The sequence below is a fragment of the Microvirga sp. TS319 genome (assembly GCF_041276405.1).
In the GTDB taxonomy this organism is placed as follows: Bacteria; Pseudomonadota; Alphaproteobacteria; order Rhizobiales; family Beijerinckiaceae; genus Microvirga.
This window is the reverse complement of the sequence record NZ_JBGGGT010000002.1, coordinates 457,810-470,829: the sequence shown is the minus strand read 5'-3', so window position 1 is coordinate 470,829 and position 13,020 is coordinate 457,810. Positions and strand designations below refer to the sequence as shown.

Below are 13,020 nucleotides of genomic sequence, written 5' to 3'. Positions count from 1 at the left end.
GACGATGCGCCGCCGTCCAGCCTTGGCTTTTAGGGCGCGGGCCGCACGGGACCAGAGGCTCCGGTCCTAGGAGTAGCGAGGAATCGGAACAGATTCCGCGTAAAGCGGCCGCCACCCGGTGCTGAGGCGCTGCAGGGCCTCCAGTTCGACCGGATCATGGCTGCAGAAGATCCGCACGTTGGTGGAAGGGTCGTTCGCCAGGTCCCGCAAGCGTTCCTGGTTGCGCAGGCGCATGGCCCGGTTCTCTTCCATCAGCGTCTGATAGGCGAGAAGGCCCGGCGTGCAGGACGGCTCCTCATCCATTTCGTGACGGTAGAAATAGGCGTCGCCCGCATTGAGAAGCCAGCCTTCCGGCGTATCGATGGCGATCCCCGCATGTCCCATCGTGTGGCCGGGCAGCGGAACCATCAGGATCTCGGGCGGAAGGCCGTCGAGATCGCGCACGGAATTGAAGCCGAACCAGTTCTCGCCCGACGGATCGTAGAAGCGCCAGTCGCGCACCTCGTCCCATTGCTCCGGGCGGTAGCGCCGCCGATGGATGAAGCCTTGGCGGACCTCCGCCTCCTCCGCCTCCGCGCGCAGCACGTGAACCCTCGCCTCGGGAAAATCCTCGAGCCCGCCCGCATGGTCGAAATCGAGGTGCGTCAGAACGATATGGCGAACGTCCCGTGGCGAAAAGCCCAAGTTCCTTACCTGCTCCAGTGCCGTGTAGCGATGATCGAGCTGGATCCGGTTCATGTTGACGAACAACGGGCTCATGCGCCCGTAAGGGTCGTCCACATCGCGGGATCCGAAGCCGGTATCGACGAGGACCAGCCCGTGGCCGTCCGTTTCGACCAACTGGCAATGGCACACGAGCTGCCCGGTCATTCCCCGGCTCACCCCATCCCAAAGTCGTCCTCCGACCGGACACATGCAGCCGCAATTGAGATGATGAATGCGCATGGGAAAGCCTCGCTGGCGGGATGAAGCGAAAGCCTAACGCCAGAGCCGAGGAAAATGTTCGAGACGGCGCAGGCAGCAGCTAGAGCATCGTGCGAGAAAGTGGCTCCGGTTTTTCGCCAGAACGATGCGCTCTTTCCAAGATGGGAGCATCGGATCCAATCCCAAAAGATCAAATCCACTTTTCACGTCCGATGCTCTAATCCTTGCTGCAGGCGAAGGGAGGGAAAGTGCTTGCCGTTCCGGCATTCATGGCGGCGACGACCATCATGTTCGCGACCGCCATCTCCTCGTCGGAACGTGGGCAGACGTTCGCCTTCGTCGTACAGCCGGACGCCAGAAAAGCATCGTGCCGTTCGAGAAACTCCCGTCCCAGGCCCTTTGCCTTCGTCCGGTCGAGGGCCTCGCTCCAGGCTTTTTTGTAGCGGGCGCATTTCACCTCGACCCAGCTCGGCTCCTGCGCGGCCAGGCGCGCAGCGCCAGCCGATCCGGCCAGCATGATCGCGAGCGACGTCAGCGTTACGATCGAGCGGCCCATCTCATCCCTCGGCTCCTGCGCCGGGGAGATGCAGCATGGGACCGCGCTCGGGTCAAGGTGTCACGCCGGCAGCTCCGGCCGGCTTCCGGCCTGTTTCCGGCCCGTCGAAGAGCGCCGGCCCCTTTCGGGCTTTTCGGCCGGCTTTTCCGTCTGCCGCCCGATCTCCTCGGAGAGCCGCTCCTGCAGCAGGCTCAGCACCGCGGCCTCTTCGGGCCGGAGCGAGGGCAGGTCCTCGCGCAGCTCGGCTTCGACCCTCCCCTTGATCTCGAGCAGCAATTCGCCCTTGAGATAGCAGGAGAACACCTCGGGATGCACATAGCACTTGCGGCAGATGGTCGGCGTGTTGCCCAGGCGCGCAGAAACCTGCTCGATGGCGGCGCGGATGTTCTTCTTCGCCCTGGCCTCGCTGTCGAACTGCTCGAACTCGGACAAGGCGAGGGCGGCAAGAACCGTTCCGGCCCAGGTGCGGAAATCCTTGGCGGTGATGTCGCGCCCGGTGATCTCCTTCAGATAGGCGTTCACGTCCGAGGACGTGACCGACTGGTGCTCGCCGTCGTCATCGAGATACTGGAAGAGATCCTGACCCGACAGATCCTGGCAGGCCTTCACGATCTTGGCAATGCGGCGATCCTTGACCTGCAGCTTCCAGATCTTGCCGCTCTTGCCTTTGAACTGGAAGCGCAGCTCGCTGCCCTCCACCTTTACATGGGGATCGCGCAACGTCGTGAGGCCATAGCTCTTGTTCTGCTTCGCGTAATCCTCGTTGCCGACACGGATCAGCGTGGTCTCGAGCAGATGCACCACTGTCGCCAGCACCTTCTCGCGTGGCAGGCCGCGCCGGCTCATGTGCTCGTCGATGGTCCTGCGGATGGCCGGCAGGCCGCGCGCGAATTCGAGCATGTGCTCGTATTTCGTGCTCTCCCGCGCCTCGCGGAAAGCGGCGTGGTAGCGATATTGCTTGCGCCCCTTCGCGTCGCGGCCTGTCGCCTGGATGTGGCCGTTGGCCCTGGGGCAGATCCACACATCCGTATAGGCGGGAGGAATCGCGAGAGACTTGATGCGGTCGAGAGTGGCCCGATCCTCCACTTTCTTGCCGTCGGGGCGCAGATAGGTGAACCCCTTCCCGGATCTCTTGCGCCGGATCCCCGGCTCCTCGTCGGAGACGTAGGTGAGCCCCGCCGTTTCGGCGGCGTCGCGCGGATCGACGATGGAATCGGCGGAGGACGGCGGATCGAGCAGCATGTCTTGCCTTGCTTTGAAGCAGGGGGTCAACCGGACTGCGCCATGCCGGGTTCCTTCTCGGCGACTGCGGCAGACTTGCCCGTCCGCGTCACTTGGCTCCCGGTGTTCTGGCTCCCGGTCTTCTGGCGGCCGGTCTTCTGGCGCTCGTTGCGGATCTTCAGGAACAGGATGGTGCCGCTTAAGCCTAGGCTCAGCAGATTGAAGACGATGAGTGGCATGGCCCCGATCAGAAAACCGTAGACCGACCACAGGGTGAAGGCGGTTACCGTCACCAGATACATGCGCTTCGAGATTGCGGCCGTGTCGCGCTCCCGCCAAGCCTTCAGCACCTGCGGAACGAAGCTTGCCGTGGACAGAATTCCCGCAACCGTCGCCAGAATCGTCGGCAACCACTCATTCATTCACGCCTCCTTTCCGGGCGGAGTGGAACGGACGGGGGAAATGAGTGGTTCCCTTCAGGGGCCGGACCGCTAGCGCATCGTGCGAAAAAGTGGACCCGGTTTTTCGCACGATGCGCTGCTCTATAGTGGGAGCATCGGATTCAAGCCCAAAAGCGGATTCCACTTTTGGGTCCGATGCTCTAGAACGGCCCTGCTGCACCATTCCAGGTTTCTCTTCCAAGGTTTCCCTTGTCGTCCGATCGTCCCGATCCCGCAGGCCGCAAGCTCGTCTTCATCGTCACCGAGGACTGGTTCTTCGCGTCTCATTTCCTCCCCATGGCCCGCGCCGCGCGCGAGCTGGGGCTTGACGTGGCCGTCGTCACCCGCGTGCGCGCGCACCGCGAGGCCATCGAAGCCACCGGCACGCGGGTGATCCCGCTGCAGGTCGAACGGCGCAGCGTCAATCCGATGACGGCGGGCTATGCCGCCGGGCAGCTCGCCGCGATCCTGAGGGACGAGAAGGCCGACATCGTTCACTGCATCGCGCTCAGAAGCATTCTGGTGGGCGGCTTCGCCGCCGCTCTCGCCGGCGTCAGCCGCCGGGTCTATGCGTTGACCGGCCTCGGCTTCCTGGGAGCGCGGACGGATCGGCTGGGGCGCCTTTCGCAGCGTGCGATACGGCTCCTGGTTCGCGGCCTCGAAACCACGAAGACCCGCTATCTCTTCGAGAATGCCGACGATCCCCGTCTTCTCGGTCTCGACCCCACAGCCCCGAAGATCACCATCGTCGGCGGAGCCGGCATCGACCCCGGGACGTTCGGCCCCTCGCCCCTTCCCGCGCAGCCGCCGCTGAAGGTCGCGCTTGTCGCCCGCATGCTCTGGTCGAAGGGGGTGGACCTCGCCGTCGAGGCCGTGCGTGCGGCCCGGGGCAAAGGAGCCCCAATCGAACTCTCCCTCTACGGCGCCCCCGATCCCTCGAACCCGAAGGCCATTCCGGAAGAGACCCTGAAGGCCTGGGGAGCGGAACCGGGGATCTCCTGGCACGGCACGACCCGGGACGTCGCCGCCATCTGGCGCGACCATCACGTGGCCTGCCTTCCCTCCAGAGGCGGCGAGGGACTCCCGCGAACGCTCCTGGAAGCGGCCGCCTGCGGCCGGGCCATCGTCACCACGGATGTCCCCGGCTGTCGCGCCCTCGTCCGTGACGACGTGGAAGGCCTTCTCGTGCCGCCCGGCGATGCCGGGGCTCTCGCGGATGCGCTGGCGGTCCTTTCCGCCGACCGGGGGCGGGTGGCGCGCATGGGTGCGGCGGGACGCGCCCGGATCCTCGACGGCTTCACGGAGAGGAATGTCATGGACGACGTCAAGCGGCTTTACGCTTCCATGCTGGGCTCATGATCACCGATCCCAAAGCCTTCATTCGCGCCGAGACGCGGCTTCTGCCGGTGCCCCATGCACCGGAAATCTCGCTGCACGTGGCCGACGAGGCGACGGAGCTGTGGCAGCGCACGGAGGAGGAACTGGGCGAGATCGGCCTGCCTCCCCCCTTCTGGGCCTTCGCCTGGGCCGGCGGCCAGGCGCTCGCCCGTTATATCCTCGATCATCCCGATACCGTCCGCGGACGGTACGTCCTCGATTTCGCCTCGGGCTCCGGTCTCGTGGCTATCGCGGCCATGAAAGCGGGCGCGGCCGAGGTCGCGGCCTGCGATATCGACGGCTTCGCCATTGCGGCAATCGAGCTGAATGCGGCGGCGAACGGCGTCGCGGTGACGCCCGTTCGGGGCGATCTTATCGGCCAGGACCGGGGGTGGGACACGGTCCTGGCCGGCGACATCTGCTACGAGCGCGATCTCGCCGCCCGTGTGACGGACTGGCTGTTCGACCTCAGCCGGAGAGGCGCTGCCGTCCTCATCGGCGATCCCGGGCGCAGCTATCTTCCTGCGGACCGACTGAACCGGCTCCAGGTCTACGAGGTTCCGGTGACGCGCACCCTCGAAGACGCCGAGATCAAGAAGACCAGCGTGTTCGAATTCAAGCCGGCGTAACGGAGCGCTCACGCCTGTTGCGAGGCTCTTTCGTCCGGCTTCTTCGTGCCCTCAAAAAGGCATCTTTATAACCTAACGATTCTGGCGGGAAAGGCGGTAGTCGAGCCTTCCCACGCGCCTCAGCACTTCGATCACGTTCGTTTTATTTAAAAAAAATCCAGGGTCATCATGATGTCTCAGCCCGCCATTCATTATCAGCCGTTTCATCGTCCCCGGCTCATTCAGCAACCGGCCAGGGTTGCGAAGACCCTCGCTCGCGCGGAAGAGCTGTGCCGGGCCAATGGGGTTCGCCTGACTCCCATCCGCCGCAGGGTTCTCGAAGCCCTTCATCGCGCCCAGAGGCCCGTCGGCGCCTACGATCTGGCCGACAGCCTCGCCCCCCAGGGCCGCCGTATCGCCCCGATCACGATCTACCGGGCCCTGGATTTCCTGATCGAGCAGGGACTGGCCCACCGGCTGGCCAGCCTCAATGCGTATATCGCCAGCGACCACGCCTCCAAGGATTGCGGGCCTACCGCCTTCCTCATCTGCGAGAGCTGCGGCGACGTGAACGAAGCCGCTTCACCGGAATTCTCGGACGCGCTGTCGAAGCTGCAGGACGGTCTCATGTTCACGCCGGCCCTGGGCATTCTGGAGATCACGGGCCGCTGCGCCCATTGCTAGCGCATCGTGCGGAAAAGTGGACCCGGTTTTCCGCACAAACGATGCGCTCTTTCCAAGAAGGGAGCATCGTGCGGACCCAGCGGGCCGCGGGAGCGAAAAGTGGACCCGGTTTTCACGAACGTGGCCCTTTCGGGTCCGCTCAAACGATGCGCCTTCGAGAGGAAGGCACATCGCGCGTGACACACGCAGGTCTCCCGGTCGAGCATGCCGCGCTTGACGGGACGGGCTTTTGGCATCAGCTAAACGGCGATGGCCTTGAACCCACCGGCCGCCGTGGATCGCAGCATGTCGATGATGTCCCCTTCCCCCGAAGCCGCCTCCCCCGAAAGCCTCGCGGGTCCCGCTCCGCGCCACCGGACGGTGGGCGTCCGCGTCGGTTCCGTCACGGTTGGCGGCGGCGCGCCGATCGTGGTCCAGTCGATGACCAACACGGACACGGCGGATGTGGACGCCACGGTCGCCCAGGTGGCGGCGCTCGCCCGGGCCGGGTCCGAACTGGTGCGTATCACCGTCGACCGGGACGAGGCCGCGGCCGCGGTGCCGAAGATCCGCGAGCGGCTCGACCGGCTCGGCGTTGACGTCCCGCTCGTGGGCGATTTCCACTATATCGGGCACCAGCTCCTGGCCGATCACCCGGCCTGCGCGGAAGCGCTCGATAAGTACCGCATCAACCCGGGCAATGTCGGCTTCAAGGAAAAGAAGGACCGGCAGTTCGCGGCCATCGTCGAAATGGCGATCCGGTACGGCAAGGCCGTGCGCATCGGCGCCAACTGGGGCTCCCTCGACCAGGAGCTCCTCACCCATCTGATGAACGAGAACGCGGCCTCCGCGAACCCGCGCGACATGCGCTGGGTGACGCGCGAAGCCATGGTCCAGTCCGCCCTCCTGTCCGCCGTCCGCGCCGAGGAGATCGGCTTGGGCAAAGACCGCATCATCCTGTCGGCCAAGGTCTCGGCCGTGCAGGACCTGATCGCGGTCTACCAGGAGCTCGCGCGCCGCTCCGATTATGCCATCCATCTGGGCCTGACCGAAGCGGGCATGGGCACCAAGGGCATCGTTGCCTCCTCGGCGGCCATCGGCATCCTGCTCCAGCAGGGCATCGGCGACACGATCCGCTACTCCCTTACGCCGGAACCAGGCGGTGATCGCACCCTCGAGGTGAAGACGGCGCAGGAACTGCTCCAGACCATGGGCTTTCGCACCTTTGTGCCCCTCGTCGCCGCTTGCCCGGGCTGCGGGCGCACCACCTCGTCCGTCTTCCAGGAACTGGCGCGTGACATCCAGACCTGGATCTCCACCTCCATGCCCGAATGGCGGCGCACCTACCCTGGGGTCGAGAACCTCAACGTGGCCGTCATGGGCTGCATCGTGAACGGCCCCGGCGAGTCGAAACATGCGAATATCGGCATTTCCCTGCCCGGCACGGGCGAGCAGCCGGCGGCCCCCGTCTTCATCGACGGCAAGAAGGCAATGACGCTGCGCGGTCCGACCCTGGCACAGGACTTCCACGCGATCGTGCTCGATTATATCGAGAAGACCTACGGCCAGGCGGGGCGCGACGCCGCCGAATGAGGGTGTCGGGCGCGGTCAGGGACCTTGAGGGAACCTCCAGCGAAATTCCGTTTTAAGCTCAGGCGCGATATGCTAGAGAGCCGCCGCGCCGGCAATGACGGCCACTGCGCTCGCTAGCGCATCGTGCGGACAAAGCGGATCCGGTTTTCCGCCCGAACGATGCGCTTGCCGAGGAGAGGAGCATCGGATCGATCCCGAAGGTGGAACTCTCTTTCGGGTCCGGTGCTCGAAGAAGGGGCCGCCCTTCGTCGTTTGGCAGAGTGTTTCAACAAAGGGCCGTCCGCGGGCATATCCGCAACGAAAAGCACCCATGGCAGAACAGCAAGCCGTCGCTCCAGGACGTGCCGACTCCGCAGTCCCGGAGACCACCCTTCCCGAAAACCACGTCCATGTCGGTTTCTGGCCGCTCATGCTCGGCGCCATCGGCGTGGTTTTCGGCGATATCGGCACGAGTCCGCTTTACGCCTTCAAGGAATCCGTCGCCGCCGCCGCCGCGGGCGGGCCCGTGACCCGTGGCATCATCCTTGGCGTCCTGTCGCTGATCCTCTGGTCTCTGGTGCTGGTCGTGACGGTCAAGTATGTCGTCATCCTCCTGCGGGCCGACAACAAGGGCGAAGGCGGAACCCTGACTCTCGTCGCCCTGGCACAGCGCGCCGTCCGGCAGAGGGGCGGCCTCGTGCTGGCTCTCGGGATCATGGGGGCCGGCCTCTTCTACGGCGACGCCGTCCTGACGCCCGCCATCTCGGTTCTCTCGGCCGTTGAGGGCTTGAAGCTCGTCGCGCCCGACCTCCAATCCTTCGTGGTGCCGATCACGCTCACCATCCTGGCCGCGCTCTTCGTCGTCCAGAGCCGTGGGACCGGGCGGGTCGCGTCCTTCTTCGGCCCGATCATGCTGGTCTGGTTCCTGGCGCTCGCCGTCGCAGGGGCCATGCACATCGCCGACGACCCGACGGTCCTGACGGCGATCAACCCGCTCCACGGCCTCATGTTCTTCGTCAACCACCCGGGCGTGTCCCTGGCGGTTCTCGGTGCCGTCTGCCTGGCCGTTACGGGAGCCGAGGCGCTCTATGCCGATCTCGGTCATTTCGGCGCCAAGCCGATCCGCAGCGCCTGGCTCTACATCATCTTCCCGGCGCTGGTGATCAACTATTTCGGGCAGGGCGCGCTCGTGCTCTCCCATCCCGAGAAAGCGGAATCGCCACTGTTCCATCTCGTGCCGGACTGGGCGCTCGTTCCCATGATCATCCTGGCGACCCTCGCGACGATCATCGCCAGCCAGGCCGTCATCACGGGGGCCTTCTCGCTGACCCGGCAGGCGATCCAGCTCGGCCTTCTGCCGCGTCTCGAGATCCGCTTCACGTCCGCGACCCATCAGGGCCAGATCTATCTGCCCCGGGTCAATTGGCTGCTCCTGTTCGGCGTGATCGTGCTCGTCCTGATCTTCGGCTCGTCGAGCAATCTGTCCCACGCTTACGGCGTGTCGGTGTTCGGCTCCATGTCGGTCGATGCGATCCTGGCCATCATCGTGATCTGGAAAGGCTGGCGCTGGTCGCTCGGACTGACGCTCGCCGTGATGCTGCCCTTCCTGTTCATCGATCTGGCCTTCTTCGGCGCCAATCTGCTGAAGCTGTTCACCGGCGGCTACGTGCCGGTCCTCCTGGCCTCCGCCCTCATCACCCTGATGTGGACCTGGGTGAAGGGCACGAACATTCTCTTCGAGAAGACCCGCAAGGTCGACGTGCCGCTCCTCGAACTCGTGCAGATGCTTGAAAAGAGCCCGCCGCACCGGGTGAAGGGCACCGCCGTCTTCCTGACGAGCGATCCGGACACGGCGCCGGCCGCCCTCCTGCACAACCTCAAGCACAACAAGGTGCTGCACGAAAAGAACGTGATCCTGACCGTCCGCAGCGAGGACATTCCCCGTGTGGAGGACGAGGACCGCGTCTTCCTGGAGCATGTGGGCGACTCGTTCTGGCGGATCCGCCTGAGCTACGGCTACATGGAGACCCCCAACATCCCGCGCGGGCTCGCCATCCTGCGCAAGCAGGGCTTCAAGTTCGACATCATGGCGACATCGTTCTTCCTGTCGCGGCGCTCGATCCGGCCGGCCAGCCAGTCGGGCATGCCGCTCTGGCAGGACAAGGTATTCATCAGCCTTGCGAAATCCGCGAGCGATGCGACGGACTTCTTCCAGATTCCCACCGGACGCGTGGTGGAGGTGGGAACCCAGGTCACCGTGTAGGGAATCGCCTTGTAAGAGATGAGTATCGCTCTCCTTCGCCCGAGCCTCGCATGGCTGCCTGCCTATGAGCAGGCCCTTGCGAGGGGCTGGTCGCCGAATTCGGACCACGATAACGGCCGGGAGCAGCTGGCGGCGCTCAGAGCGGATCCCGCCCGCTTCCTGGACGAGCTCTACAACAGCCCGACGGTCCGCCGACCCGACGGCAGCGAAGTGCCGCGGCTGCCCGCGCATGAATTCTGGATCAGCGACGGCGAATTCTGCGGGCGCATCAACTTCCGCTTCGAACGCGGCGTCGCCGCGCTGGCCCCGTCGGCCTACGGCCATGTCGGCTATTCCATCGTCCCCTGGAAACAGCGGCGCGGCTACGCCACGCAGGCCCTGCGCCGGATCCTAACCGTCGCCCGGGACGAGGGCTTCGCCCGCGTCCAGATCACCTGCGACGACGACAACGAGGGCTCGCGCAAGGTGATCCTCGCCAATGGGGGCGTTTGGGGCGGCAGCTTCCCGCATCCGACCCGGCCGGGCCGCCTCAAGCTGTCCTTCTGGGTGTCCACGGCAGCACGCTGACGGCCGCCGCGGTCGCGGCCTGCCTTGACCGACCGCTCGATTGCTCCTACCGACGCGGGTCTGTCGAGGAGCCTGTCTTGAGCGCCGTCCCTTCCCGTTCCGTCTCGTCCCTCTCGTTGAGCCGCAGCGAGGCGGTGCTGGTGTTCGTCACGATCATCTGGGGCGCGACCTTCCTGGTGGTCCAGAACGCGCTGAGCGTCAGCGGTCCGCTGTTCTTCGTGGGGCTTCGCTTCGGCACGGCGGCTCTCGCGATGGCGCTCGTCGCGGCGCCCGTGCTGCGCGGTCTGACATGGCTGGAGGTCAGGGCGGGCGCGATGATCGGCCTCGCGATCTTCCTCGGCTACACGCTTCAAACCTATGGGCTGCAATATATCCCCAGCAGCAAATCGGCCTTCATCACGGCGCTCTACGTACCCATCGTGCCCCTCCTGCAATGGCTGGTGCTGAAAAAGCCGCCGAGCATCATGGCCTGGACGGGAATCACCTTCGCGTTCATCGGGCTCGCCCTGCTCGCGGGCCCGGACGGAACCGCCATCGGCTTCGGCCTCGGAGAACTGGTCACGCTTCTCTGCGCCGTTGCGATCTCGGCCGAGATCATTCTCATCGGCGGCTTTGCCGGGAAGGTCGATGCGCGCCGGGTCACGGTGGTGCAGCTCACCGTCACCGCGTGCCTCGCGCTGGGTTTCATGGCGCCGCTCGGAGAGCCGCTGCCCGGACCCTCGTGGCTTCTCGTCCTCAGCGCGGTCGGCCTCGGCCTTGCGAGCGCTGGCATCCAGCTCGCGATGAACTGGGCCCAGAAGACGGTCTCCCCGACCCGCGCGACGGTGATCTACGCGGGCGAGCCGGTCTGGGCGGGAATCGTCGGGCGCGTCTACGGCGAGCGCCTGCCCGCCGCCGCCCTCATCGGAGCGGCACTGATCGTCGCGGGCGTCATCGTGAGCGAGATGAAGCTGCCGCGCCGGCTCGGGCGGCGCGAGGCGGCAAGAGCTTAAACCTCGATAGCTTAAACCTCGATGCTCTAAACCTCGCGCTCGACCACGAAGCGCACGGCATCGCGCAGGGTCTGCGCCTCGTCTCCGAAGCCGGCGAGCGCCGCATCCGCCCTGTCGACGAGCTGGCGGCACTCGCGCTTCGCACCGTCCATCCCGAGCAGGTCGACCAGCGTGGCCTTGCCCTTCTCCTGATCCTTGCCGGTGCGCTTGCCGAGCGCCTCCGCGGAGGCCTCGCGGTCGAGGATATCGTCCGCCACCTGGAACGCCGCCCCCAGGGCGCGCCCGTATTCGACGAGGCTCCGGCGGGCCTTTTCGTCAGCCTTGGCGAGGATTGCGCCTGCCTCCACCGAGTAGGTGAGGATCGCGCCCGTCTTCATCATCTGAAGCTGGCGCACCTCGGCTTCCCCCATGGCGACGGCGCCGTAGCGGCCCTCCGCCGACAGGTCGAGCATCTGCCCGCCGACCATGCCCCCGACGCCCGAGGCGCGGGCAAGCCCCAGCACGAGCTCGGACCGCACCGCCGCGTCGGCGGCAGTTTCGGGATCGGCCAGCACCTCGAAGGCCAGGGTCTGCAGGGCGTCGCCGACGAGAATCGCGGTCGCCTCGTCGAAGGCCTTGTGCACAGTCGGGCGGCCGCGTCGCAGATCATCGTCGTCCATTGAGGGAAGATCGTCGTGCACCAGGGAGTAGCAGTGCAGCAGCTCGACCGCCGATCCCGTGCGCAGGGCCCCTGGCCCCTCGAAGCCGAAGAGGCGCGCCGCCTCGATGGCCAGGAAAGGCCGCAGGCGCTTTCCGCCGCCGAGCACCGCATGGCGCATCGCCGCCATCAGCCGGACGGGCCGCGCAATCTCGCCGTCGCGGGCATTGTCTGCTAGCAAGGCTTGGAGATTGGCTTCGATGAGCTTGGCGGTCTCATTGAGCCGCAGGCCGAAAGTGCTGGTGGATGGCGTCATGATGAGCCCGAATTCGGAAGGAGCAGCCGCTCCGTCCGAGGATAATGGTGGTGGACGATCGGGCCGGAGATGGACGCTGCGGCCGGCCCGGCCGGTCTCGGCCGCCCGGTTCTTCCGCCGCCTCGTCCAAATCGGCCTCGGCCTTATCCTCTTATGGGTCGGAGCCGTCGTTTGGCTAGGCCTTTTGTACTGGGTCGTGCCTCCCGCCTCGACGCTGATGCTCGGCCGCTGGCTCACCCTTCGGAGCGTGGAGCGGGTCTACGTTCCCTTGGACGACATCTCGCCCCATCTGCCGCTCGCGGTCATGACCTCGGAGGACAGCCGGTTCTGCGAGCATGGCGGCGTGGATTGGATCGCGCTTCGGGAGGTGGTGGAGGACGCCGACGAGGACGGTCCTTCCCGGGGGGCCTCGACCATTCCCATGCAGGTAGCCAAGAACCTGTTCCTCTGGCCAAGCCGCTCCTACATCCGCAAGGGACTGGAGATCCCCGTCGCCCTCTATCTCGACCTGATCTGGTCGAAGCGGCAGATGATGGAAGTGTATCTCAATGTCGCCGAATGGGGTGAGGGCGTCTTCGGGGCCGAGGCGGCGGCGCAGAAATATTTTCGCAAATCGGCCAAGAACCTGACCCGCCGGGAAGCGGCCCTGCTCGCCCGGGCCCTGCCCAGTCCGCTCAAGCGCAACCCGAGCCGTCCGACCAAGCGCCTGAGCGCCCTGGCCGGCCAGCTCCAGGCCCGGATGACGGCGGCGGCGCCCTACGGCGCATGCATGAAGCCCTGACGTGCGACGATGAAAAGCCTTTCAATGCAGGAAAGGGCTGGATATTTGCTTCAAGACCTTGTATGAGGCGCAACCTCATCAAGTTTGAGATGTGAGCGTTCCC

The 13,020-nt window shown here is 65.7% G+C and carries 13 protein-coding genes; 8 read left to right on the top strand and 5 right to left on the bottom strand.

From position 1 onward, the window contains the following. Positions 1–66 precede the first annotated feature (66 nt). From AB8841_RS11650 to AB8841_RS11635, 4 genes are all read right to left on the bottom strand, one after another. Positions 67–870, bottom strand: a complete 804-nt coding sequence (locus AB8841_RS11650; RefSeq protein ID WP_370436016.1) for an MBL fold metallo-hydrolase — start codon at positions 868–870, stop codon at positions 67–69. A 271-nt stretch (positions 871–1,141) separates the two neighbouring features. Then, positions 1,142–1,480, bottom strand: a complete 339-nt coding sequence (locus AB8841_RS11645; protein WP_370436015.1) for a hypothetical protein — start codon at positions 1,478–1,480, stop codon at positions 1,142–1,144. A 60-nt stretch (positions 1,481–1,540) separates the two neighbouring features. Then, a complete protein-coding gene (locus AB8841_RS11640; RefSeq protein ID WP_370436014.1) occupies positions 1,541–2,722 on the bottom strand; it encodes a DNA topoisomerase IB in 1,182 nt (393 codons plus the stop codon). A 26-nt stretch (positions 2,723–2,748) separates the two neighbouring features. After that, complete coding sequence (locus AB8841_RS11635) at positions 2,749–3,123, bottom strand: SemiSWEET family sugar transporter (protein ID WP_370436013.1); 375 nt, start codon at positions 3,121–3,123, stop codon at positions 2,749–2,751. Between the two features lie 228 nt (positions 3,124–3,351). Here AB8841_RS11635 and AB8841_RS11630 point away from each other — a divergent pair, with 228 nt between their 5' ends. The 7 genes from AB8841_RS11630 to AB8841_RS11600 all read left to right on the top strand — a co-directional run bounded on the left by AB8841_RS11630 (position 3,352) and on the right by AB8841_RS11600 (position 11,183). Continuing rightward, positions 3,352–4,500, top strand: a complete 1,149-nt coding sequence (locus AB8841_RS11630; protein WP_370436012.1) for a glycosyltransferase family 4 protein — start codon at positions 3,352–3,354, stop codon at positions 4,498–4,500. After that, positions 4,497–5,147, top strand: coding sequence for a methyltransferase (locus AB8841_RS11625; RefSeq protein ID WP_370436011.1), 651 nt, complete (start codon positions 4,497–4,499; stop codon positions 5,145–5,147). Before AB8841_RS11630 ends, AB8841_RS11625 begins: the two co-directional genes overlap by 4 nt. A 168-nt stretch (positions 5,148–5,315) precedes the next feature. Continuing rightward, positions 5,316–5,810 carry a Fur family transcriptional regulator gene (locus tag AB8841_RS11620; protein ID WP_370436010.1) on the top strand — a complete coding sequence of 165 codons (495 nt, stop codon included), beginning with the start codon at positions 5,316–5,318 and terminating at the stop codon, positions 5,808–5,810. Positions 5,811–6,095: 285 nt separating this feature from the next. Continuing rightward, the gene (gene ispG, locus AB8841_RS11615) at positions 6,096–7,382 is read left to right on the top strand and encodes a flavodoxin-dependent (E)-4-hydroxy-3-methylbut-2-enyl-diphosphate synthase (RefSeq protein WP_370436009.1); all 1,287 of its coding nucleotides are present in this window, start codon (positions 6,096–6,098) and stop codon (positions 7,380–7,382) included. Positions 7,383–7,692: 310 nt separating this feature from the next. Further along, positions 7,693–9,624, top strand: a complete 1,932-nt coding sequence (locus AB8841_RS11610) for a potassium transporter Kup (protein WP_370436008.1) — start codon at positions 7,693–7,695, stop codon at positions 9,622–9,624. An 18-nt stretch (positions 9,625–9,642) separates the two neighbouring features. Beyond that, the gene (locus AB8841_RS11605) at positions 9,643–10,191 is read left to right on the top strand and encodes a GNAT family N-acetyltransferase (protein ID WP_370436007.1); all 549 of its coding nucleotides are present in this window, start codon (positions 9,643–9,645) and stop codon (positions 10,189–10,191) included. 77 nt (positions 10,192–10,268) lie between these two features. Next, complete coding sequence (locus AB8841_RS11600; RefSeq protein WP_370436006.1) at positions 10,269–11,183, top strand: DMT family transporter; 915 nt, start codon at positions 10,269–10,271, stop codon at positions 11,181–11,183. 26 nt (positions 11,184–11,209) lie between these two features. On the opposite strand, the gene AB8841_RS11595 is transcribed toward AB8841_RS11600, so the two are convergent. Next, positions 11,210–12,136 (bottom strand): polyprenyl synthetase family protein, encoded by a 927-nt coding sequence (locus AB8841_RS11595; RefSeq protein WP_370436005.1) that lies wholly within the window; start codon positions 12,134–12,136, stop codon positions 11,210–11,212. Between AB8841_RS11595 and mtgA the strand changes: the two genes are divergently transcribed. Then, positions 12,135–12,917: a monofunctional biosynthetic peptidoglycan transglycosylase gene (mtgA, locus tag AB8841_RS11590; protein WP_370436004.1), complete on the top strand. Its 783-nt coding sequence runs from the start codon at positions 12,135–12,137 to the stop codon at positions 12,915–12,917. The two genes, AB8841_RS11595 and mtgA, sit on opposite strands and share 2 nt — an antisense overlap. The last annotated feature ends 103 nt before the right edge of the window (positions 12,918–13,020 follow it).